General features: G+C 63.9%; 25 protein-coding genes and 1 tRNA gene. 4 read left to right on the forward strand and 22 right to left on the reverse strand.

Features of this window, described 5'->3' with window-relative positions; genetic code table 11:
- Positions 1-13: 13 nt before the first annotated feature.
- The 8 genes from atpA to IEW81_RS02555 form a co-directional block, all read right to left on the reverse strand.
- On the reverse strand, positions 14-1,651 hold the full coding sequence (atpA, locus tag IEW81_RS02520; protein WP_097060648.1) for a F0F1 ATP synthase subunit alpha: 1,638 nt from the start codon (positions 1,649-1,651) through the stop codon (positions 14-16).
- A gap of 99 nt (positions 1,652-1,750) precedes the next feature.
- Positions 1,751-2,545 carry a F0F1 ATP synthase subunit delta gene (locus IEW81_RS02525; RefSeq protein WP_097060647.1) on the reverse strand — a complete coding sequence of 265 codons (795 nt, stop codon included), beginning with the start codon at positions 2,543-2,545 and terminating at the stop codon, positions 1,751-1,753.
- On the reverse strand, positions 2,545-3,105 hold the full coding sequence (locus tag IEW81_RS02530; RefSeq protein ID WP_097060646.1) for a F0F1 ATP synthase subunit B: 561 nt from the start codon (positions 3,103-3,105) through the stop codon (positions 2,545-2,547). The genes IEW81_RS02525 and IEW81_RS02530 overlap by 1 nt, the downstream gene beginning before the upstream one ends.
- 27 nt (positions 3,106-3,132) lie before the next feature.
- Complete coding sequence (atpE, locus tag IEW81_RS02535) at positions 3,133-3,360, reverse strand: ATP synthase F0 subunit C (protein WP_505952474.1); 228 nt, start codon at positions 3,358-3,360, stop codon at positions 3,133-3,135.
- Between the two features lie 54 nt (positions 3,361-3,414).
- Positions 3,415-4,236 carry a F0F1 ATP synthase subunit A gene (gene atpB / locus IEW81_RS02540; protein WP_097060644.1) on the reverse strand — a complete coding sequence of 274 codons (822 nt, stop codon included), beginning with the start codon at positions 4,234-4,236 and terminating at the stop codon, positions 3,415-3,417.
- Positions 4,237-4,335: 99 nt separating this feature from the next.
- The gene (locus IEW81_RS02545; protein WP_097060643.1) at positions 4,336-4,788 is read right to left on the reverse strand and encodes a Cg1360 family ATP-synthase-associated protein; all 453 of its coding nucleotides are present in this window, start codon (positions 4,786-4,788) and stop codon (positions 4,336-4,338) included.
- The gene (locus IEW81_RS02550) at positions 4,785-6,017 is read right to left on the reverse strand and encodes an MraY family glycosyltransferase (RefSeq protein ID WP_373285379.1); all 1,233 of its coding nucleotides are present in this window, start codon (positions 6,015-6,017) and stop codon (positions 4,785-4,787) included. Before IEW81_RS02550 ends, IEW81_RS02545 begins: the two co-directional genes overlap by 4 nt.
- Positions 6,014-6,670 carry an L-threonylcarbamoyladenylate synthase gene (locus IEW81_RS02555; RefSeq protein ID WP_097060641.1) on the reverse strand — a complete coding sequence of 219 codons (657 nt, stop codon included), beginning with the start codon at positions 6,668-6,670 and terminating at the stop codon, positions 6,014-6,016. The genes IEW81_RS02550 and IEW81_RS02555 overlap by 4 nt, the downstream gene beginning before the upstream one ends.
- Positions 6,671-6,829: 159 nt before the next feature.
- Here IEW81_RS02555 and IEW81_RS02560 point away from each other — a divergent pair, with 159 nt between their 5' ends.
- On the forward strand, positions 6,830-7,462 hold the full coding sequence (locus IEW81_RS02560) for an HAD family hydrolase (protein ID WP_097060640.1): 633 nt from the start codon (positions 6,830-6,832) through the stop codon (positions 7,460-7,462).
- 3 nt (positions 7,463-7,465) lie between these two features.
- Here IEW81_RS02560 and prmC read toward each other — a convergent pair whose 3' ends face one another.
- The 9 genes from prmC to argS form a co-directional block, all read right to left on the reverse strand.
- Complete coding sequence (gene prmC / locus IEW81_RS02565; protein WP_097060939.1) at positions 7,466-8,323, reverse strand: peptide chain release factor N(5)-glutamine methyltransferase; 858 nt, start codon at positions 8,321-8,323, stop codon at positions 7,466-7,468.
- A 31-nt stretch (positions 8,324-8,354) separates the two neighbouring features.
- A complete protein-coding gene (gene prfA / locus IEW81_RS02570) occupies positions 8,355-9,434 on the reverse strand; it encodes a peptide chain release factor 1 (protein WP_097060639.1) in 1,080 nt (359 codons plus the stop codon).
- Positions 9,435-9,436: 2 nt separating this feature from the next.
- The gene (rho, locus tag IEW81_RS02575) at positions 9,437-11,584 is read right to left on the reverse strand and encodes a transcription termination factor Rho (protein ID WP_097060638.1); all 2,148 of its coding nucleotides are present in this window, start codon (positions 11,582-11,584) and stop codon (positions 9,437-9,439) included.
- A 123-nt stretch (positions 11,585-11,707) separates the two neighbouring features.
- Positions 11,708-12,661: a homoserine kinase gene (gene thrB / locus IEW81_RS02580; RefSeq protein ID WP_097060637.1), complete on the reverse strand. Its 954-nt coding sequence runs from the start codon at positions 12,659-12,661 to the stop codon at positions 11,708-11,710.
- Positions 12,658-13,740, reverse strand: a complete 1,083-nt coding sequence (gene thrC / locus IEW81_RS02585; RefSeq protein ID WP_097060636.1) for a threonine synthase — start codon at positions 13,738-13,740, stop codon at positions 12,658-12,660. The genes thrB and thrC overlap by 4 nt, the downstream gene beginning before the upstream one ends.
- Before the next feature lie 3 nt (positions 13,741-13,743).
- On the reverse strand, positions 13,744-15,063 hold the full coding sequence (locus IEW81_RS02590; protein WP_097060635.1) for a homoserine dehydrogenase: 1,320 nt from the start codon (positions 15,061-15,063) through the stop codon (positions 13,744-13,746).
- Positions 15,060-16,472: a diaminopimelate decarboxylase gene (gene lysA, locus IEW81_RS02595; RefSeq protein ID WP_097060634.1), complete on the reverse strand. Its 1,413-nt coding sequence runs from the start codon at positions 16,470-16,472 to the stop codon at positions 15,060-15,062. The genes IEW81_RS02590 and lysA overlap by 4 nt, the downstream gene beginning before the upstream one ends.
- Positions 16,473-16,565: 93 nt before the next feature.
- Positions 16,566-17,366: an LmeA family phospholipid-binding protein gene (locus tag IEW81_RS02600; RefSeq protein ID WP_179691834.1), complete on the reverse strand. Its 801-nt coding sequence runs from the start codon at positions 17,364-17,366 to the stop codon at positions 16,566-16,568.
- Positions 17,367-17,438: 72 nt separating this feature from the next.
- Positions 17,439-19,097 (reverse strand): arginine--tRNA ligase, encoded by a 1,659-nt coding sequence (gene argS / locus IEW81_RS02605; RefSeq protein WP_097060938.1) that lies wholly within the window; start codon positions 19,095-19,097, stop codon positions 17,439-17,441.
- Positions 19,098-19,130: 33 nt separating this feature from the next.
- On the opposite strand from argS, the gene IEW81_RS02610 reads away from it, so the two are divergent.
- A complete protein-coding gene (locus tag IEW81_RS02610) occupies positions 19,131-19,736 on the forward strand; it encodes an arginyl-tRNA synthetase (RefSeq protein ID WP_097060632.1) in 606 nt (201 codons plus the stop codon).
- Positions 19,737-19,748: 12 nt separating this feature from the next.
- On the opposite strand, the gene IEW81_RS02615 is transcribed toward IEW81_RS02610, so the two are convergent.
- Positions 19,749-20,543, reverse strand: a complete 795-nt coding sequence (locus IEW81_RS02615; RefSeq protein WP_097060631.1) for a transglutaminase-like domain-containing protein — start codon at positions 20,541-20,543, stop codon at positions 19,749-19,751.
- A 90-nt stretch (positions 20,544-20,633) separates the two neighbouring features.
- Here IEW81_RS02615 and IEW81_RS02620 point away from each other — a divergent pair.
- Positions 20,634-20,705 (forward strand) — tRNA-Arg (locus IEW81_RS02620).
- A 198-nt stretch (positions 20,706-20,903) separates the two neighbouring features.
- Here the strand turns inward: IEW81_RS02620 and IEW81_RS02625 are convergent.
- From IEW81_RS02625 to IEW81_RS02640, 4 genes are all read right to left on the reverse strand, one after another.
- The gene (locus IEW81_RS02625; RefSeq protein WP_097060630.1) at positions 20,904-22,139 is read right to left on the reverse strand and encodes a GmrSD restriction endonuclease domain-containing protein; all 1,236 of its coding nucleotides are present in this window, start codon (positions 22,137-22,139) and stop codon (positions 20,904-20,906) included.
- 589 nt (positions 22,140-22,728) lie between these two features.
- Positions 22,729-23,217, reverse strand: a complete 489-nt coding sequence (locus tag IEW81_RS02630) for a GNAT family N-acetyltransferase (RefSeq protein WP_179691833.1) — start codon at positions 23,215-23,217, stop codon at positions 22,729-22,731.
- A gap of 80 nt (positions 23,218-23,297) precedes the next feature.
- Positions 23,298-24,968 (reverse strand): SulP family inorganic anion transporter, encoded by a 1,671-nt coding sequence (locus tag IEW81_RS02635; RefSeq protein ID WP_097060628.1) that lies wholly within the window; start codon positions 24,966-24,968, stop codon positions 23,298-23,300.
- Complete coding sequence (locus tag IEW81_RS02640) at positions 24,965-25,312, reverse strand: ArsR/SmtB family transcription factor (protein WP_097060627.1); 348 nt, start codon at positions 25,310-25,312, stop codon at positions 24,965-24,967. Before IEW81_RS02640 ends, IEW81_RS02635 begins: the two co-directional genes overlap by 4 nt.
- Positions 25,313-25,593: 281 nt before the next feature.
- Here IEW81_RS02640 and IEW81_RS02645 point away from each other — a divergent pair, with 281 nt between their 5' ends.
- Positions 25,594-26,322 (forward strand): VIT1/CCC1 transporter family protein, encoded by a 729-nt coding sequence (locus tag IEW81_RS02645; protein WP_097060937.1) that lies wholly within the window; start codon positions 25,594-25,596, stop codon positions 26,320-26,322.
- The last annotated feature ends 5 nt before the right edge of the window (positions 26,323-26,327 follow it).

Genomic DNA, 26,327 nt, shown 5'->3' on the forward strand with positions numbered 1-26,327 from the left:
CTATCGCCTGAAGTTAGCGCTTGCCCTTGACGATTTTTTCCTGGTTGATGTCTTCATCAGGCGTCTCGGCGAACTGCTCGGAACCCGGGCTGGAGAGCGACTTGCCATCGCCAGTCTGGAATTCGAGCTTGAACTTATCGACAGCTGCGTCGAGCGCCCCCACGGTCTCGTCGGAGAGCACGTTCGTCTCGCGAAGTGAGTCGAGCACCTTGGTGTTGCGCGCAAGATAGTCGTGAAGTTCACTTTCGAAGCGCAGCACATCTTCGACCGGCACCTCGTCGAGCTTGCCGTTCGTGCCGGCCCAGATCGAGACGACCTGCTTCTCGACGGGCATCGGCGAGTACTGCGGCTGGCGCAATAGTTCGGTCAACCGAGCACCGCGAGCAAGCTGGCGGCGGCTGGTGGCATCCAGGTCCGATGCGAACATCGCGAAGGCTTCGAGCGAGCGGTACTGGGCGAGCTCGAGCTTGAGTGTTCCAGAGACCTTCTTGATCGACTTGACCTGGGCGTCTCCACCCACTCGCGACACCGATATTCCCACATCAACCGCGGGGCGCTGGTTGGCGTTGAAGAGATCGGACTGGAGGAAGATCTGGCCATCGGTGATCGAGATCACGTTGGTCGGAATGTAGGCCGAGACGTCGTTCGCCTTGGTCTCGATGATCGGAAGACCGGTCATCGAACCGGCGCCCAACTCATCTGAAAGCTTGGCACAACGCTCGAGCAGTCGGGAGTGCAGGTAGAACACGTCACCGGGGTATGCCTCGCGTCCCGGCGGACGACGCAGCAGCAGCGATACGGCGCGGTACGCCTCTGCCTGCTTCGACAGGTCATCGAAGATGATCAGAACGTGCTTGCCGTCGTACATCCACTGCTGACCGATGGCCGAGCCAGTGTACGGGGCGAGGTACTTGAAACCGGCGGGGTCTGAGGCGGGAGCCGCGACGATGGTCGTGTACTCCATCGCTCCGGCGTCTTCGAGGGCGCCCTTGACCGCAGCGATCGTCGAACCCTTCTGGCCGATAGCGACGTAGATGCAGCGAACCTGCTTGTTCGTGTCGCCGGACTCCCAGTTCGCCTTCTGGTTGATGATCGTGTCGATCGCGATAGCAGTCTTGCCGGTCTGGCGGTCACCGATGATGAGCTGGCGCTGGCCGCGGCCGATCGGAATCATGGCGTCGATGGCCTTGATGCCGGTCTGCATGGGCTCGTGAACGCTCTTGCGCTGCATGACGCCGGGAGCCTGGAGCTCGAGCGCGCGACGCGTGTCTGAAGCGATCTCCCCGAGACCATCGATAGGCGCACCGAGCGGGTCGACTACACGGCCGAGGAATGCGTCCCCGACGGGGACGGACAGCACCTCTCCGGTGCGGCTGACCTCCATGCCCTCGACGATTCCGGTGAACTCACCGAGCACGACAACACCAATCTCGTCTTCGTCGAGGTTCTGGGCCAGGCCCAGAGTGCCGTCGGCGAAGGTGATGAGCTCGTTGGCCATCACGCCAGGCAGCCCCTCGACGTGAGCGATGCCGTCAGCAGCATCAATGACGTGACCGATCTCGGCCTTGGATGCTTTGCCGGGCTCGTACGCCTTGACGAAATCCTTGAGTGCGTCACGGATCTCGTCCGGGCTGATCGTGAGTTCTGCCATTGTGTCTTCCTGTTCAGTGGAAAAGTTTGGTGCCGGTGCCAGTTGTGGTGATGCCACCGACACGACACTGGTGAAGCTTTGGTGGTGTGCCCCAGAGGGCTAGGAGGCTAGTTTGAGTCTGAGTTCGTTAATGCGAGTGGAGACGCTGCCGTCGATGACGTCGTCGCCGACCTGCACGCGGATTCCGCCCACGATGCTCGGATCGACCACAAGATTGACCTCGAGATCGCGACCGTAGCTCTTCGAGAGCCCGACGCGGAGTCGATCCACCTGTGCAGCGCTGATGGGTGCGGCCGAGGTGATGGTCGCGACGGCCAGTCCCGCTTGATCGGCGACGATCGAGGCGGCCGTACGGATGAGACCGCCGATGCGACGGCCGCGAGGCTGCTGCACGAGGTGATTCAGGATGGCCAGGGACTGCTCGCTGGACTTGTCCTTCAGCAGCGCACCGACGAGCGCGGCTTTCGCCGAGTTCGAACCGAGCTTGCTGCCTACGGCGAGCTCAAGCTCCGCATCGGACGATACGGCTGCACCGAACGCGAAGAGCTCGCTCTCGATCGACAGGCCACTGGGCGCGGAACGGGCAACGGCACGAATACCGATCTCCTCGATTCCCGCGAGAAGCTGATCCTGAGTCGACCATCGTGAGGCGACGAGCCCTGAGAGCAGCGCCCGAGCCGGTGTTCCGAACGATGAGAAGAGGCTATCGATCACTGCCGTCTTCTCGGTGGCAGCAACCGACGGGTCCGCAAGCACCGAACGCAGCTGCGCTGAATCCCCGACGACGCGGCCCGCACTGAAAAGCTGCTGCCCTGCCTCGAGTGCGTCGGTGATGTCGAGCGAGCCGAGCGCCGTGCGGGCATCCGCCAGCGCCACCCTGGTTGCCGATCCCATTACAGGCCTGCCTTGGCCTTGTCGTCAGTTTCGAGCTCGGCGAGGAACTGGTCGACCAGGGTCGACGCTCGCTTGTCGTCACTGAGGCTCTGGCCGATGACGCCCGATGCGAGGTCGATCGCTAGCGATCCGACCTCGGCCCGCAGCGAAATGAGTGCACCCTGGCGCTCAGCCTCGATGGTCGCCTGCGCGTTCGAGGTGATGCGGGCAGCCTCGATGGCAGCCTGCTCCTTGAGTTCCGCGAGAATCCTCGTACCGTCAGCGCGAGCCTGATCGCGGATCTTCGCAGCCTCGGCACGACCCTCAGCGAGCTGATCCTTGTACTGGGATAGCGCCGCAGCGGCCTCGGCCTGGGCGATCTCGGCCTTCTTTATGCCACCCTCGATGGCCTCGGACCGGGCATCCAGCGTCTTCTTGACCGAAGGAAGGAACTTCCTCCAGAAAACGAACAGGATGATCGCGAAACAGACGGCCGACCAGATGATGTCGTACGACTCGGGCAGAAGCGGGTTAGGCGCTGCCTTGGTTTCCGCTACCGCAGTCAGGATTGCGCTAAGCATTCCTGCCTCCTCTATGACTGGTGATTGCTACGGGAACGGGATGAACGCGACGGCGATCGCGACGAACGCGAGAGCCTCGGTGAACGCAATGCCGAGGAACATGAGGCCGGTCAGGCGTCCCTGCAGTTCAGGCTGGCGCGCAACCGACTCGACGGTTTTTCCGACGACGATACCCACGCCGATGGCGGGGCCGATGGTCGCGATGCCGAAGGCGATCGGCGCGAGGTGGCCGTTGATCTCGGCGACGGTCGTGATGGGGTCCACGTGTGTTTCCTTTCAGGGGGGCGAACTGGCGAGTGCCAGGCTCGTTTAGTGATCTTCAGCCAGCGCGAGCTGGATGTAGGCGGCGGTGAGAAAAGCGAAGACGTATGCCTGAAGCACGGCGACGAGGATCTCGAAGATGGTGAAGATGAAACCGAATGCCAGGGTTCCGACGCCGAAGAGGGCGAAGAATCCGCCAGCGCTGAAGAAGAAGAACTGCGTGGCCGAGAAACAAAGCACCAGCAGCATGTGGCCGGCGATCATGTTCATCAGGAGTCGGAGGGCGAGCGTGACCGGCCGCAGGATGAAGGTCGACAGGAACTCGATCGGGGTCACGATCACATAGAGCGCGGCCGGGACGCCGGACGGGAACAGCGCCGATTTAAAGAACCCGCCGCCCGACTTCTTCACGCCTGCGTAAATGAAGGTGACGTATGCGACCAGTGCCAGCACGAGCGGGAGCCCGATCACCGACGTTCCGGTGAGGTTGATGCCCGGGACGATTCCAGTGACGTTCATTCCCAGCACGGTGATGAAGATCGCCGTGATGACCGGCAGGAAGCGAGCGCCTTCCTTTTTGCCGAGGTTTCCCTCGACGATGTTGGACTGCACGAAGCCGAGGATGGATTCGATGATCGACTGGCCTCGGCCGGGGATCATCTTCATGCGCCGGGTGCCGAGCCAGAAGACCAGGACGATGACCGCGACGACGAAGAAGCGAATCAGGATGACGCGGTTGATTTCAAACGGCGTGCCCTCGAAGAAGAGGACAGGCGGGAAGAAGTCTTCCAGCGTGGGTCCCTTGAACTCACCGTCGTCCGGACCGGCAGCGGCGACGAAGGGGAGAAGGGTGAGAGCGTGGTGTAACAGCGCTGGCTCCAGAATCGGGGCGTGAAAACACGCGGCGACGAAAGGTGGGGGGCGTTCTCTAAGACTCTACCAAGACTTCGACAGGGTGAAGAACACGAACTAGCCTTTTGCCCCCTCATCGGCGCTATCGGGAAGTGCAACAGCACCCACGTGTGGCACCCGTGCGCCCACGAATGCGACGACATCGACCGCAAGACTGCCGATGACGGCAGCGAGGATAGAAAAGAACATCACCAGGGGCTCGATGAAAGGCTGATCGCGCAGGATCACGAGAATCGCGATGAAGACCACGAATTTCAATAACCACACTCCGAGCACGATGCCGAAGAACAGGGTGCTCGACGGCTCATTGTGGGTGATCTTCGCGGCGAGCACGATGCTCAGTGCCGTGAATCCCATGAAGAGCGCCGTGAGGCCAGCACCCACAAGCGCGCTGATGAGTCCGGGATTGCCGGCGACGAGGTATCCCACCACCGAACCCACGATCGCGATGATCGCGGTCAGGATCGCCCCGTAGACGATCGCCCTGGCGAGAATTGTTGCTGTCTTCATACTGGAGATTCTTTCGGGTCGGGGGCCGATGCTGCTGCGTTGAGAAGGTCTTCGTCTGCTGCTTCATCCAGCGCGTCGAAGCGGGGGTCTGCGCCATCATCGCCCGCGGACTGGGCGCGCACCTCGAGCGCTTTGCGCTTGCTCAGGGGTGAGAGGGTGACGACCGTACAGATGATCAGGCCGACCACGATCAACAGCGTGGCGACGTACCAGGGCACGAAGCGATAAGCGAGCACACCGACTGAGACAACGAACGTCCAGGCGTAGAAGATCAGCACGGCGTGCAGGTGCGGGTGTCCCATATCGAGAAGTCGGTGATGCAGATGCTTCCGGTCAGCCGAGAACGGCGACTTGCCGGCGCGCAGTCGACGCACAATCGCGAGACCGAAATCGAGCAGCGGGATCACCAGCACTGCGAAGGGGAGCAGGATCGGAATGAACGCCGGCAACAACGACGCAGTGAACTGGTCTGGCTGATTCAGGACGTCTGGATCGACCTGGCCGGTGACAGAGATGGCCGATGCCGCCATCAGTAGACCGACGAGCAATGCGCCGGCATCGCCCATGAACAGCTTCGCCGGATGGAAATTCAGCGGCAGGAAGCCGATGCACGCGCCGATCAACACAGCTGAGATGAGGGAGGCGAGGTTGAAGTACTCGGTTTGGGCGCTCGACTGGAGCACATACGTATAGACGAAGAACACGCCGTTGGCGATCAGAGCGACGCCCGTGACCAGCCCATCCAGCCCATCGATGAAATTGATCGCGTTCATGACGAGCACGATCGCGAAGACCGTGATGATCAGGAGCACGTACGGTGACAGGATCGTGCGTCCGAAGATGGGAACGGTGATGATCTGGACCCCCTGCCAGGCGAGCAGGCCGGCCGCGATGAACTGCCCGGCCAGCTTCGTAACCCAGTCCAGATCCCAGATGTCGTCAGCAACCCCGATAAGCACGATGATCGATGCCGCACCCAACAGGCCGAGCACCTTGCCAGGCTCCGTGAAGACGATGCTGAAACTGTCGATCTGGGATGCCACGGCGAAGGCGATGAGCATCCCGAAGAACATCGCGACGCCACCCAGCCGTGGCGTCGGCCTGGTATGGACGTCACGGTCGCGGATCGTCGGATACAGGCGGTATTTCGTACTGAGCTTCCAGATTACGATTGCCAGCGCGTAGGTGACGACCGCCGCGACCCCCGTGACGATGAGATAGAAGACTATTCGCATCGATCGGCCCCCACGACAGCATGGATCCGCTCGGTCGAGATCGTACCTTCACGCACGATGCGCAGCTTGCCGTCGGGGAGCGAGAGTGACGTGGCATCTACGATCGTCGATGACACGGATCCACCTTCGCCGTCGTCGAGGAAGATGCTGACCGAATCCCCCAGCATGGCTTCGGCGCCCGCCGCGGTGGTCGCCGCGGGCTCACCCGTGAGGTTGGCACTCGACACCGCGAGCGGGCCGGTTTCTGACAGGAGTTCGAGCGCGATGCGGTTCGAGGGCATGCGCAGCGCGACTGTGCCCCTTGTCTCCCCGAGGTCCCATTGAAGCGACGTTTGTGCTGGAAGGATGATCGTCAGCGCGCCGGGCCAGAATGTCTCCACCAACAGGCGCACCTCGTCGGGAACGCTCTCGGCAAGCGCGTCGAGGGTAGGTATGCCCGGAATCAACACCGGCGGAGGGGACTGCCGCGTGCGCCCCTTCGCGTCGATCAGCTTTTGAACGGCGGCCGGGTTGAACGCGTCGGCAGCAAGACCGTAGACGGTGTCGGTGGGTATCACGACGAGCTCCCCGCGACTGATCGCGACCCGAGCGAGACGCATGCCGGTGAGGAGCTCGGCCTCAACCGAGCAATCGTAGATGGGTCCCATGTCGCGTCCATGCTACTCGTGGAAGCCCCGAAGCTCGCGAACGGTCGCGTCGCCAGGGCGTGAAAGACTGGATGATGCCGTGGATATCTACTTCTCTGATCCTGACCCCAGCTCCCAGTCGCTTCTCCCTGGCACCCGGGCGTTCGTGAGGTTGCACCGATGAACCTGCTGTTTATCTTCGACATGGACGACGTGCTCTACGACTACGACTGGCGCGTCCGGATGGCCGGAATGACCGAGCTCACCGGGTTGTCCCTCGCCGAGTTGCGCGAACGCTGGTGGCACGACGACGGCGAGTGGGCCGGTGAGGCAGGGCGGTTCGAGATGCCGGACGCTTACCTCAGCGCCTTCACCGAGTCGATCGGTGTCGATGTAGACGAGGACGAATGGGTGCGGGTGCGCGGTTCGGCGATGACCGTGCGGCCCGATGCCATCGCTGCGGTTCGCCGGGCATCCGAGCTCGGAACAATCACACTGCTGACCAACAACAACGCCCTCACCGCAAAGCATCTGCACACCCTCGCACCAGAGCTCGTCGAGCTATTCGGCGAACACCTGCTGACCTCAAGCCACTATCGGGCGCGCAAACCCCATCCCGTGGTCTTCGAACGAGTGCTGGCGGCGTACGACACCGCCGCGGCGAACGCGTTCTTCGCCGACGACATGCGCGAGAATGTCGACGGAGCCCGCTCCATCGGTATCACTGCCTACCATTACGGCTCGGCCTCGGGAATGCTCTCCGCGATCGAGGCCTTCGCCGAGGAGCGCGCCACTGGAGCAGGCCAGGGCTGAGTTCTAGCGCAGCGCAGTCGTCGCGCGATCACGACCGAGGAGGTCGCGGTGGTGGGCGATTGCCGTCCATCCGTCGTGTCTGAGCAGCGCCCCTATCTCCGCGGCCTGCAACTCGCCGTGCTCGAGGATGAGCGAGCCACCCCGGCGCAGCAGACGCAGAGCCGTCGCCGAGACCTGGCGAACGACATCCAGGCCATCGTGCCCCCCGTACAGCGCGATCTCGGGGTCGAACAGTCGCACCTCGGGATCGCGCGGGATGGCACCGAGCGGAATGTACGGCGGATTGGAGATGACGACATCGACACTGCCATCGAGGCTCGGGAGGGCGTGCGCGAGGTCGATGAAGACGGCGGTGGCGTTGGGCGCATCGACGGTGCGGAAGTTCTGCCGCGCCCAGACGAAAGCACGAGGCGACACCTCGACACCATAGACGCGGGCATGAGCAACCTCGGTGGCCATGGCCAGCGCGATCGCGCCACTGCCCATACCCAAATCGACGCCGACCGGTTCGGGTGAGGCCGTGGCCCGAAGCGCATCGATGGCGAACTGGGCCACGAATTCCGTCTCCGGCCTCGGAACAAAGACCCCGGGGCCGACGGCAAGTTCGAGCTGGCGGAACGCCGCCCTGCCGGTGATGTGCTGCAGGGGCTCCCTCGCGGCACGGCGTTTCACGAGTTGCTCGATCGTGGCGGAATCCTCAGCGGAGACGATCGTCCCGGTGACCGCCTTCGCCTGCACTCCCCCGCGGCTGAGGCCGAGCACGTGCCCGACGAGAAGTTCGGCGTCGACCGACGGATTCGTGATTCCGGCGCTTGATAGCGTGTCGATTGCCCGCTGGAGCAGTTCTGTCAGGGAGATCATGGTGTCGATGGGCTTTCCGACCCTGAGTGGATTACTCGTCGGCGCCGAGAGCATCGAGCCGCGATTCCTCATCCGCGATAATGCAGGACTGGATAACCGGCTCGAGCGCTCCGTTCATCACGGCATCGAGGTTGTACGCCTTGTAACCGGTGCGGTGATCGGCGATGCGGTTCTCGGGGAAATTGTAGGTGCGGATGCGCTCCGAACGGTCCATGGTGCGGATCTGGCTCTTGCGATAGACGGAAGCCTCGGCATCCGCCTCCTCCTGGTACCGAGCGAGGATGCGGGCGCGCAGCACACGCATGCCGGCCTCACGGTTCTGCAGCTGCGATTTCTCGTTCTGCATCGCCACGACGATCCCCGTCGGAAGATGGGTGATGCGCACAGCAGAGTCGGTCGTGTTGACCGACTGGCCACCGGGACCACTGGAGCGGTACACGTCGATCTTCAGGTCGTTCTGGCTGATCTCGACCTCCTCGGGCTCATCGACCTCGGGGAAGACGAGCACGCCGGCCGCGGACGTGTGAATGCGCCCCTGTGACTCGGTCGCGGGAACACGCTGAACGCGGTGAACGCCACCCTCGTACTTGAAGTGGGCCCAGATACCTTCTGCGGGGTCACTGGAATTACCCTTGAACGCGACCTGCACGTCTTTGATGCCACCGAGGTCGCTCGAGGTCTGCTCGATGATCTCGGTCTTCCACTTCTTCGACTCCGCGTAGTGCAGGTACATGCGCAACAGGTCACCAGCGAAGAGGGCGGATTCCGCACCGCCCTCGCCCATCTTGATCTCCATGATGACGTCTCGAGCGTCGTTGGGGTCGCGTGGGATCAGCAGGCGTCGCAGCTTCTCCTGTGCGACCTCGAGAAACTCCGTGAGACCCGGCAGCTCTGACGCGAACGACTCGTCTTCGGCAGCCATCTCGGTCGCAGCGGCCACATCATCCGTCAACTGCCGCCACTCGTGATAGGCAGCGATGATGCGCGCAAGCTCGGCGTAACGTCGGTTTACCTTCTTACTCCTGGCCGGATCTGAGTGCAGTTCAGGGTCAGCAAGCTGATTCTGAAGCTCATCATGTTCGGCCAGCAGCGTCTGCACTGACTCGAACATGTTTAGTCCTCTTTGGATCCGTTGGTGCCGGGCATCGACTTCTGCACCTGCATGAGGAACTCGACATTGGTCTGGGTCTCCTTCAGGCGACCCAGGACGATCTCGACGGCTTGCTGCTGGTCGAGGCCAGCGAGGGCGCGACGCAGCTGCCAGGTGACCTTGACCTCGTCGGCACCCATCAGCATCTCCTCGCGACGGGTTCCTGACGCGTTGACGTCGACCGCAGGGAAGATCCGCTTGTCGGCGAGCTGGCGCGACAGGCGCAGTTCCATGTTGCCGGTGCCCTTGAACTCCTCGAAGATGACCTCATCCATCTTGGAGCCGGTCTCGACGAGCGCGGTCGCGATGATGGTGAGCGATCCGCCCTCCTCGATGTTGCGGGCTGCACCGAAGAACCGCTTCGGCGGGTAGAGCGCAGACGAGTCGACGCCGCCGGAGAGGATGCGGCCCGAGGCCGGGGCTGTCAGGTTGTAGGCCCGGCCGAGGCGCGTGATCGAGTCGAGAAGCACGACCACGTCGTGACCGAGCTCGACCAGTCGCTTGGCACGCTCGATGGCGAGCTCGGCGACAGTGGTGTGGTCTTCAGCCGGACGGTCGAAGGTGGAGGCAATAACCTCACCCTTGACTGTGCGCTGCATCTCGGTGACCTCTTCCGGGCGCTCGTCGACGAGCACGACCATGAGGTGCACTTCGGGGTTGTTCTTGGCGATGGAGTTCGCGATCGCCTGCAGCACGAGGGTCTTGCCTGCCTTGGGCGGGGAGACGATCAGGCCGCGCTGGCCCTTACCGATCGGCGACAGGAGGTCGATGATGCGGGTCGAGAGCTTTCCGGGCTCGGTCTCGAGGCGCAGGCGCTCCTGCGGGTAGAGCGGCGTGAGCTTGCCGAATTCGACGCGATCGGCGGCCTCGTCGACGGGCAGTCCGTTGATCGAGTCGATGCGCACGATCGCGTTGTACTTCTGGCGGCCCTGGCTGTTGTCACCCTCGCGCGGCTGGCGGATGGCGCCGACAACGGCGTCACCCTTACGCAGGTTGTACTTCTTGACCTGGCCGAGCGAGACGTAGACGTCGTTGTTACCCGGCAGGTAGCCCGAGGTGCGCACGAAAGCATAGTTGTCGAGCACATCGAGGATGCCGGCGACCGGGATGAGCACGTCATCTTCGGTGATCTCGGGCTCGAAGTCGTCGCCGACCGGACCGCGCCCGCGCTTGCGGTCACGGTAGCGGCTGCGACCGTTGCCACCCTCGAGGTCGCCATCCTGAACCCGCTGGTTGTCGCGGTTCTGGTTGTTGCGGTTCTGGTCAGCCTGCTGGTTGTCGCGCTGCTGGTTGTCACGGTTCTGTCCAATGCCCTGCTGGCGACCGTTCTGTTGACGACCACCCTCCTGGCCGTTGTTCTGCTGGGCATTGTTCTGCTGGCCCTCGGGCTCACCGCCCTGCTTCCGGTCAATATTGCGGTCGGCGTTGCGGTCGGCGTTGCGGTCGGCGTTGCGGTTCCTGTTGCGGTTGCGCGAAGAACGGCTTGAGCCACCCTCCTGCTCGCCGTCGTTGGCGGTATCGGAGGCGGTGTCGTTAGCGGTGTCGTTGGCGGTGTCGGCCGACTCGCGTGCCGGAGCCTCGACTGCGACATCAGCCGGGGTGGGATCTTCGAGGCCGGACTCGGCCCCGGCTGCGTGTGAACTGGCACGCCGAGACGGGCGGCGGGCTGGCCGGGTGGCTGGCTCCTGCGGGTCAGTAGGGGCGGGCGCCTGCTCGTCATCCTGTGTAGCAGCGGTGGTCGCGTCGACGACGGGAGCTCCGGCGAGGACCGGGGCCGCAGCGATGGCCGCGGTGTCGGCGCTGGTGACGCGACGCGACGTGCGCTTGCGCGCGACCGGTGCGGCCTCCGGAGCGTCGGCTGCGACTGTCTCGACTGCGACTGTCTCGACTACTGGGGTCTCGACCGCTGCCGTCTCGACTGCTACCGGCTCGGCCGAAGCTGTCGCCGGAATCGGAGCGGCTGCTGCGCCGCCCTGTTTGTCGCTGATCGCGGCCACGAGGTCTCCCTTACGAAGCTTGGATGCGCCACTGATACCGAGCGAGCTGGCGAGAGCCTGCAGCTCGGGAAGTTTGAGTGCGCTCAGGTGTGAGCTTGAGTTGACGTTCGTCACTGGTGATGTCCTTTCCCCTGCCGAAAAGTTGCTAATCGCAGGAGAGCTGATCAGCCCGGGCTGTCTGCGCGGGTGCGCAGGAATCGGATGCCACGAGATGAGGGTGATGATGCAACCGGGAAGCTACTGCTGGGGCTTCACTTCTACCTGGTGCGCCTTCACTGTAGCACCTTTGAAATCGACGGCAGCCATGGTCGCGCGCCACGGGTTCTCGGCGTGTTCTGCGACGAGCACAGCGGCCGCAGCCCGATCTGACGGCTGGCTGGCGAGCACTAAAATCGACGGGCCCGCGCCTGACACCACCGCCGCGAACCTGTGATCACGCAGTGTGTGCACGAGCGAATTGGTCTCCGGCATGGCACTCGCACGGTAGTCCTGGTGCAGGCGGTCTTCGGTCGCTTCGAACAGGAGCTCGGGGCTCTGGGTGAGAGCAGCGATCAGCAGCGCCGACCTCGAGAGATTGAAGACGGCATCCTCGAAGGGGACGGATGCCGGCTGCAGGCTTCGCGCGACGGCCGTTGACACAGAGTGACCCGGCACGAACACGAGCGGGGATACGGCCCGGTGCACGAGGAGCTTTCTTGCGCGCGGCACGGAATCCGCCGTCCACGCAATGGTCAGGCCTCCGAACAGTGCTGGCGCGACGTTGTCTGGATGACCTTCGAGCTCTGTCGCGATCTCGAGCATCAGGTCGATGTCGAGCTCGGCGATGCCCTCGAGCAACCCCTTCGCGGCCATGACGCCGGATACGATCGCTGCGGCCGATGATCCGAGACCGCCCCCGTGCGGGATGACGTTGTTCGCGCTGAGGTGCAATCCGGGAACCGGCTGGCCGACGCGGGCGAAGGTGTACGCGATGGAACTGGCGACGAGGTTGGACTCGTCGGTCGGAACCTCGCCCTTGCCCACGCCGGTGACGTCGACCACGACGCCTCTCTCGTCGGTTGCTGTGACCACGAGCTCGTCGTAGATCGCGAGAGCGAGACCGAGAGTGTCGAAGCCTGGCCCGAGATTGGCCGACGTCGCCGGGACGCGAACGACCACCGATCGCCCGGCGACCGCTGAGCCGAGGGTCAAGCGCGTGCCTTCACCAGACCGAGCACGCTCGCGATCTCGTCGGCATCGACCGGCACGACAGTCGGAACGATCTCGTCGCCATCGGCTGTACGCAGGGCCCACTGTGGATCTTTCAGGCCGTGCCCCGTCACCGTCAGCACCACGGTGGATCCCTTCGGGATCATGCCGGCCTCTGAGCGTTCGAGAAGCCCGGCAACGCTGATGGCTGAGGCTGGCTCGACGAAAATCCCGACCTCGGCGGACAGGATGCGGTACGCCTCGAGGATCTTGTCGTCAGTGATGGAGCCGAAGTATCCGTCGCTGTTCTCGCGAGCGGCGAGGGCGAGCTCCCACGAGGCCGGGTTGCCGATGCGGATAGCGCTGGCGAGCGTCTCGGGGTTCTTGACGACGCGACCGAGCACGAGCGGTGCGCTGCCAGCGGCCTGGAATCCGAACATCCGAGGCAGCTTGGTGCTCGCCTTGCGCACGAGGTCTTCGGTGTATCCGCGGTGGTACGCGGTGTAGTTGCCCGCGTTACCGACAGGGACGATGTGGAAATCCGGAGCATCACCCAGCACCTCGATGACCTCGAAAGCCGCGGTCTTCTGGCCCTCGATGCGGTCGGGGTTGACCGAGTTGACAAGGTGGACCGGGTAGTTGTTCGCCAGTTCACGAGCCATCTCGAGGCAGTCGTCGAAGTTGCCCTGCACCTGGATGAGCTCCGCGCCATGGGCGATGGCCTGGGCGAGCTTACCGAGCGCGATCTTGCCCTCGGGTACGAGCACGGCGGCGGTGAGGCCGGCATGGGTGGCATAGGCCGCCGCGCTGGCGGAGGTGTTTCCGGTCGAGGCACAGATGACGGCTTTCGCGCCGTGCTCGGCCGCCTTGGATACGGCCATGGTCATGCCGCGGTCCTTGAACGAACCCGTCGGGTTTATTCCCTCGTATTTGACCCAGACCTTCGCGCCGGTGCGGTGCGACAGCGCGTCAGCCGGGATGAGCGGAGTTCCACCCTCACCGAGGGTGATGATCGGGGTCGCATCAGAGATGTCGAGGCGGTCGGCATACTCGCGGAGAACTCCGCGCCACTGGTGGGCCACTGATTACTGTCCTTCAACTCGTAGAACTGAGACAACACTCGACACCACGGGACTCGCGGCGAGCGCGGTTACCGTCGCGGCGAGAGATGACTCTGCGGCGCGATGGGTAACTATGACAAGGGTAGCGGTGGGACGGGCCTCATCCCCGCCGTCCCGCACCGACTGCGACACGGCTTCGACAGAAACGCCCCGATCGCTGAACTGCGTGGCGATGGCCGCGAGCACGCCAGGCTCGTCGACCACGGTCAGGGTGATCTGGTACTTCGTAGTCACGCTTGACATGGGAAGCACCGGCAGGTTGGCCTGGGTGGACTCCGCGACGCCTGGCCCGCCAGCAACGTGACGACGGGCGGCCGAGACGATGTCACCGAGCACCGCCGATGCGGTCTGGATGCCACCGGCCCCTGCACCGTAGAACATCAGGCTGCCCGCCGCCTCCGCTTCGACGAACACGGCGTTGTTGGCGCCGTGCACCGACGCGAGCGGATGGCTGAGCGGCACGAGGGCGGGATGCACACGGGCGGTCACTCCCTCGACTCCGGTGGCGGCATCCGTGATCCGCTCGCAGATGGCCAGCAGTTTGACTGCGTAGCCGGCCTTACGCGCGGAGACCACCTGCTCGAGCGTGACCGAGGTCATGCCCTCACGATGCACGGCCTCGAGCGGCACCGTCGTGTGGAAGGCGAGGCTTGCGAGAATCGCGGCCTTCTGTGCGGCGTCGAATCCCTCGATGTCGGCTGTCGGGTCTGCTTCTGCGTATCCGAGCCTCGTTGCTTCCGCGAGTGCGTTCTCCAGGGTGTCACCTTCGACATCCATGCGATCGAGGATGTAGTTGGTCGTGCCGTTCACGATCCCGAGGATGCGGCTCACCCGATCGCCGGCGAGGCTGTCGCGCAGCGGCCGGATGATCGGAATCGCGCCACCGACGGCTGCCTCGTAGTGCAGCTGGGCGCCAACCTGTTCGGCCGCCTCGAAGAGTTCGGGGCCATGCGTCGCCAGCAACGCCTTGTTCGCTGTGATGACGTCGGCTCCCGAGTTGAGAGCCTCCAGGATCAGGGTGCGCGCAGGCTCCAGTCCGCCGATGAGCTCGACGACGATGTCTGCCTGCAGGATCAGCGCCGACGCATCTGTCGTCAATAGTTCCCTGGGGATGTCTCCATCGCGCGGAGCATCGAGGTTGCGTACGACGACCCCGACGACCTCCAGCACAGCTCCGGCACGCGCAGCGAGTTCGTCACCGTGGGCGATCAGCAGGCTGGCGACCTGTGAGCCGACGCTGCCACCCCCGAGGACGGCGACCCGCAGCTTACGTTGTTCGATCACGACTGTGCTCCCTTGGCTGTGCTGACACGGATGCCCGCGTCCCTGCTGAGTAGGTCTTCCTCGGTCTCACCGCGCACGATGACTCGCGCGACCCCACCGCGCACGGCCACCACGGGAGGCCGACCGAGGTAGTTGTAGTTGCTGGCCATGGCCCAGCCGTATGCGCCGGTCGCTGGCACGCCCACCAGGTCACCGGGGGTCACGTCGCCCGGCAGGTAGTCGGCGTGCACGACGATGTCACCTGATTCGCAGTGCTTGCCCGCGATGCGCACGAGGCTGGGTTCTGCGGTCGATGACCGGTTGGCGAGCCGCACCGAATAGTCGGCGCGATACAGGGACGGACGGATGTTGTCGCTCATGCCCCCGTCGACGCTGACGTATCGGCGAACATCCGTGCCGTCCACCAGCACGTCCTTGATCGTCCCGACCGTGTAGAGCGTGGTCGTTGACGGCCCGATGATGGAGCGCCCCGGCTCGATCGCGACCACCGGAATGGGGATGCCCAACGTTGCAGCACCCTCCGAGACGATCTGCGCGAACCGGGCGGCGATCTCGGCGATGGGCAGCGGCGCGTCGACGCTCGTGTAGGCGATTCCGAAGCCACCGCCGAGGTTCAGTTCGGGAACCGGACCGCCAGCAAGAAGCTCGGCGTGCAGCGCGAAAAGTCGGCGTGCGGCCTCAGCGAATCCACTCGACTCGAAAATCTGCGAGCCGATGTGGGAGTGCAGGCCGAGGAATGTGAGCGAGGGTTCGGCGCGGATGAGGGCGACATGAGCCGCGGCATCCACGAGCGGAATTCCGAACTTCTGGTCCTCGCGGGCTGTCGCAAGGTATTCGTGGGTAGACGCGTGCACTCCGCTGTTGATGCGCAGGCGTACGGGCTGCACCACGCCGTGGCGAGTCGCAGCCTCCGCTATGCGCGAGATCTCGACCTCGCTGTCGATGACGATGGCACCGATTCCGATAGCCACCGCGCGGTCGATCTCGGCGAGAGACTTATTGTTGCCGTGCAGGCCCAAACGACGTGGCTCGACGCCTGCCGCGAGGGCGACGGCGAGTTCTCCCCCGCTGGCGACGTCGATGTTGAGCCCTGCCTCGTTCATCCACCTCGCCACCTCGATCGAGAGGAACGCCTTACCCGCGTAGTAGACCTTGACGGATCCGCCCACCCTGGCGAATTCGTCACTGAAGCACTGCCGGATCTCGACGGCCCGGCTGCGCGCGTCAAGCTCATCGACGACGTAGACGGGGGTTCCGAATTGGGCGGCGATGGTCGAGGCGGCGACCCCGGCGATGACGAGTTCGCCTGCGGCGTCGCGACTGCTGTTCTTCGACCACACCGCGGTGGCGAGTTCATTCGCGTCAGCCGGGACGGCGAGCCACGAGGGGGCAAGCGGATTGCTGGTCACTGAACCTCACGAAGAATCTTGGAGCGATCGGGCACTACCGCGTGGTGTCCCGCGGGCACTGAGCTTATCGGGGCAGAGCTTGAGGGCGGCTGTTTATGACGGAGGGCAGGTGCCCTGCTGGGAGAAACCCGCGCCCTCGAGAGCGACTCCATCACCATTGATCGACACGACGAGGTCGGTTCCGACGACCGTCACATCCTCGACGGTCAGCCCCCGGGGCAGGTAACTGGCGACGCACACCGTGCGGGAGCCGAGCAGGTTTCCGACGATGCCTGAAATTCCCGGGATCGCGCGCAGGTCGGCGACCGACACCTGTTGGTCGCCCAGCAGCACGGTCACCGGCTCGAAGCTGATGCCTCCGTCGGTCGCCGACGGCGCCAGGTCGACCGCGACCGGAATGTTGGTGAGCAGCACGTCGATATTGGTACCGATCCTGATGAACTTGTCGCGGAGTTCAATCGAGGTCAGGTCGACGCCGCTGAGATAACCGGACAGCTTCTGCACGTTGGCTTCGTCGATCGTCACCTCGATGCCCATCGTGCCGAGCGGCTTCGACGTGTCGATCGGAACCCCGGTGGCCGTGATCTCTGCCTCCCCCGTGACCTCGCCGAGAACGAAATCGGGAATGTGCACCCTCAGGTCGTCGAGGCTTCCGGCGGCGGCCTGGAGCAGGATGGAGCCGTCCCCGAGGTTCACATCGACCGCGGCGTTGGGGTCGAGTTTGAGCGCCGCAACGATCTTCTCCCTGATAAGCCCCGTGGCGTATTGCCGGGCGAGGGCATCGCCCACGAAGAACGCTACGAGCAGCAGGATGACGGTGATCACGAGGGCGATGAGTGCGCCCATCCACCACCGTCGCCTGCGCTTCGCCGGCTTGTCGGGCGGAACCTCCATCACACGAGTCTGCGAAGGCTCGAATTGTTCTGTGGGTTGTTCGTTCCGGGGCGCGATCGGCTCGGCCATCGGTTACATCCGTTCCGGTGCGCTGACACCGAGCAGGCCGAGGCCGTTGCGCAGTACCTGGCCGACAGCATCGTTCAGCCACAGCCTGGTGCGATGAAGGTCGGTGACCTCGTCATTGGAGAGTGGGGTGACGCGGCAGGCGTCATACCAGCGGTGGTAGGCACCGGCCAGCTCTTCGGTGTACCTCGCGATGCGATGCGGTTCGCGCAGTTCGGCGGCCTGGCGCACGACCCGCGGGAACTCGGCAAGCACACCGAGCAGGATGCTTTCCGTCTCGTGTGAGAGCAGGCCCGCGTCGAAAACGCCACGGTCGACACCGGATACCGCGGCGTTCCGGGCGACGGAGTTCGTGCGAGCATGCGCGTACTGCACGTAGAACACCGGGTTGTCATTGGTTTTGCGACCCCAGAGATCGAGATCGATGTCGACCTGCGAGTCGATGGAGCTGCGCACGAGGGCGTAGCGACCGGCATCCACCCCCACGGCCTCCACCAGATCTTCGAGGGTGACGACGGTGCCCGCGCGCTTCGACATGCGCATGGGCTCGCCGTCACGCACGAGGTTGACCATTTGGCCGATGAGGACCTCGAGGTTCACGAACGGCTCGTCGCCGAACGCTTTCGTCATGGCCATCAGCCGCTTGACGTAACCGTGGTGGTCGGCTCCGAGCATGATGATGTTGCGCTCGAAGCCGCGCTCGCGTTTGTTCAGGTAGTAGGCGAGGTCGCCCGAAATGTAGCCGGCTTCGCCGTCGCTCTTGATGACCACACGGTCTTTGTCGTCGTCGTAGTCGGTGGAGCGGAACCAGGTTGCGCCATCCGCCTCATAGATCGCCCCGAGGTCGCCCAGTCGGGTGATCGCCTTTTCGACGTCCCCGGATTCGTGCAGCTCGTTCTCGTGGAAGTACACGTCGAACTTGACGCCGAATTCGTGCAGTGACGCCTTGATGTCGCCGAACATGAGCTCGACGCCGACGGAACGGAACACCTCCTGCTGTTCATCGCGGGAGATCGTCTCGAGCGTGCCGGGATACAGCGCGATGACGCGTGCCGCGATGTCGGAGATGTATGCGCCGCCGTAGCCGTCCTCCGGCGCGGGCTCCCCCAGGAACGAGGCGAGCAGGCTGCGGGCGAACCTGTCGATCTGGGCGCCGTGGTCGTTGAAGTAGTACTCGCGGGTGACGAGGCCGCCCTGCGACTCGAAGATGCGCGCGAGGCTGTCGCCGACAGCGGCCCAGCGAACTCCCCCGATGTGGATCGGGCCGGTCGGGTTCGCCGAGACGAATTCGAGGTTGATGGTGACACCGCTGTACAGGTCACCGCGGCCGTAGGCGTCAGCCTGCTCGACGATGGTTCGGGCGAGCGCACCGGCGGCCGCGGCATCCAGGGTGATGTTGATAAAGCCGGGGCCGGCGACGTCGACCGACGCCACACCGGGCAGTTTTGCTGCTTCGACCGCGATCTCATCGGCTAGTTCTCGGGGGTTTGCACCGAGCGGCTTCGCCAGTTTCATGGCGATATTGGATGCCCAGTCGCCATGATCGCGGTTGCGCGGACGCTCGAGAAGCAGGTCGTCGATCGTGAGCTCACGGGTGCCCCCGCGGGAGGCCGAGATCGACGTCACTACGGTCAACAGGGCTGAAGAGAGATCGGCGGGGTTCACAAGGATCAAGTTTAGCTGGGGCACAATGGGGCCATGTCCGCCCGCCGCACGCTTCTGATCACCGCTCCCCTTCTCGCCGCAGTGCTGCTGCTCTCGGGCTGCGGCCCGGCTGCAGATCCGAAATCGACATCGAAGCCCACCGGCACACCCCGGCCAACAGCGAGTTCGAGCGCGACCCCGGCGGCAGACCCGAATGCCTCGAACGCACCGCAGGTCGAGACTGGGGAGCCTGTCGGCCTTTCGTGCAACGACGTCGTGACCCCCCAGCAGGTCTACGACTACAACCCCAACTTCGGGCTTGTCGACGGCTTCGTGCCAGAGAACGGTTCGCTCGCCGCCCAGGCCGTCGCGGCAAACGGGCTGGCCTGCCGGTGGATGAACCAGACCAGCGGTGCCACTATCGACGTGTCTGTCGCGCACCTCGACGCGCGCTCGAACGAGATCCGCAAAGAGTTTCTGGCGTCGAACAGTACGTCGGTGTCGAGCTTCGGGCCAGACGGCTACTTCGACCAGGGTGATGTGGGTTCTGCTGCGCAGGCGTTTCCCGGCGAATTCTGGGTGACCGCGGCATCCGTCGCCTTCTTCACAGCTGAGGATGCGGTCGCAATCATGGACAACGTGACCGCAGCCGCCGGCTAACCCTGGCCGCGATCAGCCAAGCTGCACCAGTTCGGTTCCGTCGTCTGTCGGCAGCTCGTCCACGATGGCCAGCACGCTCATATTGGTGAGCATGAGGTCGGCCCAGTGGTTGGTGAGGAACGCGGTATCGGCCGCGTCGCGGCCCGTCGAGATGCGCACCATGCTCTGGCGCGGGGCGAGGCGTGTGGCATCGACAACCCACCAGGCTCCATCGACATATGCTTCGGCGACAGCGTGGAAGTCCATGGGCGAGAGCCCCGGCGCGTAGACGGCGACCATCCTGGCTGGCACGTCGAGGGCCCGCAGCAGCGCGATCACGAGGTGGGCGTAGTCGCGACACACTCCGCGGCGGGCGAGCAGAGTCTGTTCTGCGCCGTCGGTCGGCAGGCTGGAGCCCGGGACATATCGCAGCTTGTTCCAGACCCAGAGGGTGACGGCATGCAGCAGGTCGTAGCCCTTGATGCCGAAGAATTCGGATCGCGCCGTGGGTGTGAGACTGTCCGACTCGCAGTAGCGGCTGGGGCGTAGGTACGTGACCAGGTCGAGGTCGACGGGGGTTGCTGCGTCCGAACGACCGGCGATGCCTGCCGAATAGTCGACGGTCATCTTGCCGGGCCCCGCGATGAAGGTATGCAGCCTGGTTCCCTGGTGGTCGGTCAGCTCGGTGGCGCGTTGCGGCTCACCGTCGAGCACGAAGCTGAGGACTTCAGACGTGACCGCTGAACCCTGGGCGGCCGCGATGCTGAACACCATGTTGGTGCTCCCCCGGAGGTCGAGTTCGAGGTGGGAGGTGACGGTTCTCAACATTCCCCGATACTCTCACGCCGTTCGGGCCCGACCTACGATCGGCGAACCGCGGCAGGCGATACCGCTGGTAGCCTTGACCTCGAACTCCTGGCCCCCATAGCTCAGGGGATAGAGCACTGCCCTCCGGAGGCAGGGGCCGCAGTTCGAATCTGCGTGGGGGCACTGTCGCAAAAAGTCCGTGACCAACATGGTCGAAGGCTTCTCGCCCACAAGGTTCCCCAGTGACAGGCCGTGGTGATGCCAATCCGAAGATCACCATCAATGAGGTAGTGACCCAGTCAGCACAGCGGATGCGATCGCTCGTCGGCTCGCGGCTGTGAGGCCCCATGAGTTTTGAAGCTGTTGTCGCGACGACAGAATCTAGTCATCGCAGGCCACACCATCACCGTCACGGTCGAGATTTTTTGAATAGCCCGGCTGTCCTGCGCCAATTGGTGCGGCTCCCGCTGCGCGTGCTTCCGAACAGTTCTTGTACGTCACGGTGGGTGGTGCTGGTGCTGGTGCTGGTGCCGGTGCAGGAGGCGGAGCAGGAGCAGGCACCACGACGACCGGCGCTGGAGCGAAAGAAGAAGTCAGCGCTAGAGCATCTGGGCAGCCGGTGAGCACCCGCACCATGGCGTCGTGTTCAGCTTGGGTTACCCATAAGCCGTAGGTTGCCTTCACTGATACCTGGCGGCTGACATAGTCACAGCGGAACGCCTTATTCGACGGCAACCAGGTCGCTGTGTCCCCGTCGCCCTTCTGGCTGTTGGAGCGACCGTCGACTGCCAGAAGATTCAATGGATCGTTCGCGAAAGAGATCCTTTGTGCGGAGGAGAGTTGCTGCGCACCGGTCTGCCACGCGTTCGACAGCGCCACAAGATGGTCAATTTGGATCAGGGCCGAAGTGGTGTTGCCGCGCAAGAAATTCAGATTCTGCCCGGTGTATGGCTCGAAAAACGATCCGTGCAGAACCGTGCACGTTCCTTCCTTGACACTCGTGAGCAGATCCCGGGCAAGGATGTCGTTGCGAGTGTCGCAGCCGTTACGGTCGACATCCAACCAGGCAGCGCCGAAATTCGCCGTCCTGTCATATCCGGTCTTCGGCGCCTTACCTTTGATCGCGACAGTCGCGAGGAGCGCGATCGCTGTGGTGTTTGTCACCGTACTGTCGGCGATCACCACCGCGGCACCATCCTGTGATGCGGTGACCGTCGCAGGGTCCCCCGGATCGTCCTCAGAGAATCTAACCGCAGGTGTGGGGGTCGCCGATGGGGTCGCGGTAGCGCTGGTGGCCGGTTTGACCGCTGACGCTTCATTGGCGGGCGGAGCGGCGACAGCACCCCCGACCATCGCGATCACGAGACTGGATCCGATCGTGATTCCAGCCAATTTTCTCGACGGAATTGACAGCCATGATGCGCGACCAGTGACAAGAGAATAGATACCAGTGACAAGGCCGACGAGGGCCAACATCATCAAAAATCCAGAAAATCCATTTGTCAAAAGACCAACAAAGACAAAAATCGCGGCAGTTGCAGCGGCGATCCAGTTCCGAAGTGTCGGCTTGAATTTCCACCTGGACGTGCTGGATGAAATGGATTTCGAATCAGTCATGGTTCCCCCGCAATTGCACTCGCGAACCTAAGGGCAGCGGCACCAAAGACGTGATGATTACTCGGAGCTTAGCGGTTGGCTCATCGACGAGTGTGCGTGTGCGTGTGTTTCACGGCCGCTCGAGAAGGTGCCGGAAAGATAGGGGTCAAACGATGGCAACATAAGCGTCGTGAATAACATCTGGGAGGCTGCCCCGCACGGGCCACCGCTGTGCAGGTATGAGGATGCCTGATCTCGTTGGAGGCACAGAGCCGTCGCCGGATTCTCCGTAATCGACGATTTTCCATAATCGGCATTGAGGTACGGCTTTTCTGTTGCCCGGGCAAGAAAACACCCGCAAGATCCCCATGATTCCGGGGGTTCCTGTGAGCATTACTGGGTCGATCACAGGCCAGAAAATTATCCACAGTTCAATCCACTTTTACCCATATTTCGCCCTCACTTGCCCACATAGTCATCTGACTCATATGAGTCACACATGACCATAAGTCCCCGTATTTGCCGATTTTTTGAGCTTGCGAAGGCGCCAATTGAAGCCTGAACGCCCTCCGGGGGGCAGGGCGGTAGTTCGAATCGTGCTCGGCGCTGTCTACCGAACCATTCGGATTTCATCACCGCTGTCGGCGTAGCCCGTCGGCTGTCGCATACCGTCGTGCGCGAACCCGTTCCGAATATAGAACGATCTCGCCCGCAAGTTGTCTTCGAGCACCCAGAGTGATGCCGGATCATCGCCAAGAACTTCGTCGAGAAGAGCCTGCCCAGCTCCAGAGCCCTGCAAGTGCGCCAGCAGATAGATGAACCGAAGCTGCCGACCATGAGGAGGCGGTCTGTCTGTGTTCCGTCCTGCACCGGCAAAGCCGATCAGCTCGCCTTCTGACTCGGCAACCACCGCATGGAAGTCGGGCGTCGGTTTGGCGCAAATCGATTCCCACTGCGTAAGGCGATCGACCCGCGCTTCCTCTCCCCAGGCGCTGGGCGGGAACCTGCCGGCGTAAACTTCCGCCCAGGTCCGGAGGTGGAGGTCAGCGATTGCTGCCGCTTCATTCGGGCGCGGAATGCGAATGAGGAAACCAGTCACACCATCACTCTGCAGGTGAGTTCGCCGGAGAGCAACGATTGTCAGCTTTTCGGGTCAGTCGGGTGCCGCAGACCCGAAAGTCAGTCACCGTCACTGGACGAGACGCGCTGGGTGGGTGTGGAGGCATCCCGCGCGACGTGGCTGCGGGCGTGCTCGACCGCCGCGGGTAGCGTCGTGAAGAGATGCTTCTGGTGGCGGAGCGATGCGATGACTCCGACCCTCGTCGCCACCGTGAGGTGCCCGGGCTGGATTCCCTTGATCAGCACTGTCACGCCACGGCGCTCGAGCGCGTGCACCATTTCGGTGATGACACGTGCGCCCGTGGCATCCAGCACCTGCAATTGCGACATGCGCAGGATGACGACCGTCACGTTGTGGACGCTCGTCACCCGTTCAAGCACGCGGTCAGCCGCGCCGAAGAATAGTGCTCCATCGAGTCGGAACAGGGCAATGTGCTCGTCGCCCGGCTGCGAGGGCGAGGCCAGCTCCTCCCGATGCACCCCACCAGAGCGGGCCAGGGCCCGCAGGGCGAAGAACGCGGCAACCGCGATGCCGATACCGACCGCCACGATGAGGTCGACCGAGACCGTCACGATCGCAGTGATGACGAACACGATCGCGTCCGAGCGGGTCGAACCGACGACGGCGCGCACCGTCGACAGCGAGATCATACGAAAGGCCGTGACCATGAGCACGCCAGAAAGCGCAGCGAGCGGCACCTGCGAGATCACCCCGGTCGCGAGATAGACGAGCGCCAGCAGAACAGCGGAGTGGGTGATCGCCGCCAGCCGTGTGCGCCCTCCCGAGCGGAGGTTGACCGCGGTCCTGGCGATGGCGCCGGTGGCGGGCATCCCGCCGAAGAAGCCGGATGCGACCGACGCGAGCCCCTGGCCGACGAGCTCACGATCAGCGTCGTACGGCCCGGTGTCGGAGATGGATGCCGCAACCCGTGCCGACAACAGCGACTCGATCGCGGCCAGGGCAGCCACCGTCAACGCTGGCGCGATCAGTTGCTGGAGCAGCGCGGCGTCGATATCCGGAAGTCCCGGAGCCGGCAGAGACGCTGGCAGTGCGCCGATCTCGGCAAGCGGAAGGCCCAGCAGCGACGCACCGACCGAGACGAGCACGATCGCGATGATCGACCCGGGCAACTGCTTGTGGATGCGCGGCGCGATCACCATGATCGCGGCGACGAGCACCACGACGGCCAGCGGCCACACGACGGTAGCCCGTGAGACCTGGCCGAACGACTGGACCGCTGCCACGAACGCGTTGCTGCTGGGGCCGGGCCGAGAACCGACGGCAGCGGGAACCTGCTGCAGGAAGATGATGACGGCGATGCCGAGCGTGAACCCCTCGATAACCGGCCACGGGATGTACGAGACCACCCGCCCGAGCTTCGCCGCCCCGGCGACCAGCACCACCACGCCCGCCATGACACTCACCACGGCAACGGCTCCAACGCCATGGGCAGCCACGATCGGACCGAGCACGACGACCATGGCACCGGTCGGCCCGGAGACCTGGATGTTGGAGCCGCCGAATACCGCAGCGACGAGGCCCGCGACGATGGCGGTGATCAGCCCGGCCTCCGCACCCGCCCCGGAACTGACCCCGAACGCGAGCGCCAGCGGGAGCGCCACGATCCCCACCGTGACCCCCGCCAGGAGGTCACCCCGCCACGTCCGTTTCACCGATCGATAGTCGGCCCAGCTGGGCAGCAGCGATGTGACGTAGCGGACTATTTTCATGAGGTGACGGTCGATTCGAGTTGTTGCCGGGTGGTCTGCAGGATCTCGATGAGCAGCGAACGCGACACGGCGAGGAGGTCTGCCACCTGCGGGTAGGCGAGGGTGTAGAACACCTGGCTTCCGCGTCGCTCTCCGACCACCAGATGATGGCGCCGTAGGACGGCCAGGTGCTGCGAGAGGTGGGACGGTTCCATCCCGGTGCCTGCGAGCAGCTCGGCGACCGAGATGCCCGGATGCATCGACAGCACTTCGAGCACTCGCACGCGCACCGGGTGTGCGAGCCCTTTGAAGAGGTTGGCCTTGACTTCGTTGAGGGGAAGCTGGGCGTCGCCGAATTGATCCATGACGCCACGGCTCCTTAAATTTTGCTGCGAGCATTTTATGATTCTGTGGACTCATCTGATGACTTTACATTTTTATCATATCGCTATATCGCGAGGAGAAGAGAACCGGCCTGCCACCAACCGGTAACCTCGACCACTCATCCTGCGCGTGTGACCTCCGTCACCCCGCTGCGTCGTGGTCTGGGCACCGTGTCGTGGTGTTCATCGGGCTCGGCTCCATGGTCGGCGGTCCCTGGGCTCCGCAAATTGCCCTCCCAGCCTCGCAGTGCTTTGCTGAACGCATGAGCCTTGACCGGAGCGGCGCCACGCACCCGAACGAACCGCATGGGGCGGGAATGGCGAGCAAGCTGAACTGGCTGAGAGCCGGGGTGCTCGGGGCCAACGACGGCATCGTGTCTGTCGCAGCGATCGTCGTCGGAGTCGCAGGAGCGACCTCGGTCGTCGCTCCCATTCTGACCGCGGGAATCGCCGGACTCGTGGGAGGGGCGATCTCGATGGCCCTCGGTGAATACGTGTCTGTCAGCAGCCAGCGGGACAGCCAGCACGCACTCATCGCCAAGGAGCGCGTCGAGCTCGCGGAGATGCCGGACGAAGAGTTGAGCGAACTCGCGGCAATCTACGAATCCAAGGGCCTGTCGCCGCGCACCGCCATGACTGTGGCCGAGGAATTGACTGCCCATGATGCACTGTCCGCCCACCTCGAAGCGGAGCTGGGAATCAACGAGGCCGACGTGGTCAGCCCGTGGCAGGCCGCCGGCACCTCGGCTCTCGCATTCTTCATCGGTGCGATGCTGCCACTGTTGGCCATCCTCCTGCCACCCGAGTCGATTCGAGTTCCGGTTACCTTTGCCGCTGTGCTCGTAGCCCTTGCCATTACCGGCGCCACCGGCGCCCGCATCGGTGGCAGCCATTGGCTGCGTCCAACCCTTCGTGTCGTGATCGGCGGCGCGATAGCGCTGGCCGCGACATTCCTCATCGGAACACTTCTCGGCACCACCGGCGTAGTCTGACGCTC

The organism is Salinibacterium xinjiangense (assembly GCF_014645015.1).
In the GTDB taxonomy this organism is placed as follows: domain Bacteria; phylum Actinomycetota; class Actinomycetes; order Actinomycetales; family Microbacteriaceae; genus Rhodoglobus; species Rhodoglobus xinjiangensis.

What these genes read in the sequence shown, in the direction of transcription:
- atpA (WP_097060648.1), bottom strand. Translation starts at nt 1,651, where the DNA reads ATGGCAGAACTCACGATCAGCCCGGACGAGATCCGTGACGCACTCAAG.
- IEW81_RS02525 (WP_097060647.1), bottom strand. Translation starts at nt 2,545, where the DNA reads ATGGGATCGGCAACCAGGGTGGCGCTGGCGGATGCCCGCACGGCGCTC.
- IEW81_RS02530 (WP_097060646.1), bottom strand. Translation starts at nt 3,105, where the DNA reads ATGCTTAGCGCAATCCTGACTGCGGTAGCGGAAACCAAGGCAGCGCCT.
- IEW81_RS02545 (WP_097060643.1), bottom strand. Translation starts at nt 4,788, where the DNA reads ATGAAGACAGCAACAATTCTCGCCAGGGCGATCGTCTACGGGGCGATC.
- IEW81_RS02555 (WP_097060641.1), bottom strand. Translation starts at nt 6,670, where the DNA reads ATGGGACCCATCTACGATTGCTCGGTTGAGGCCGAGCTCCTCACCGGC.
- IEW81_RS02560 (WP_097060640.1), top strand. Translation starts at nt 6,830, where the DNA reads ATGAACCTGCTGTTTATCTTCGACATGGACGACGTGCTCTACGACTAC.
- prmC (WP_097060939.1), bottom strand. Translation starts at nt 8,323, where the DNA reads ATGATCTCCCTGACAGAACTGCTCCAGCGGGCAATCGACACGCTATCA.
- prfA (WP_097060639.1), bottom strand. Translation starts at nt 9,434, where the DNA reads ATGTTCGAGTCAGTGCAGACGCTGCTGGCCGAACATGATGAGCTTCAG.
- IEW81_RS02600 (WP_179691834.1), bottom strand. Translation starts at nt 17,366, where the DNA reads ATGGAGGTTCCGCCCGACAAGCCGGCGAAGCGCAGGCGACGGTGGTGG.
- IEW81_RS02610 (WP_097060632.1), top strand. Translation starts at nt 19,131, where the DNA reads ATGTCCGCCCGCCGCACGCTTCTGATCACCGCTCCCCTTCTCGCCGCA.
- IEW81_RS02615 (WP_097060631.1), bottom strand. Translation starts at nt 20,543, where the DNA reads ATGTTGAGAACCGTCACCTCCCACCTCGAACTCGACCTCCGGGGGAGC.
- IEW81_RS02625 (WP_097060630.1), bottom strand. Translation starts at nt 22,139, where the DNA reads ATGACTGATTCGAAATCCATTTCATCCAGCACGTCCAGGTGGAAATTC.
- IEW81_RS02635 (WP_097060628.1), bottom strand. Translation starts at nt 24,968, where the DNA reads ATGAAAATAGTCCGCTACGTCACATCGCTGCTGCCCAGCTGGGCCGAC.
- IEW81_RS02640 (WP_097060627.1), bottom strand. Translation starts at nt 25,312, where the DNA reads ATGGATCAATTCGGCGACGCCCAGCTTCCCCTCAACGAAGTCAAGGCC.
- IEW81_RS02645 (WP_097060937.1), top strand. Translation starts at nt 25,594, where the DNA reads ATGAGCCTTGACCGGAGCGGCGCCACGCACCCGAACGAACCGCATGGG.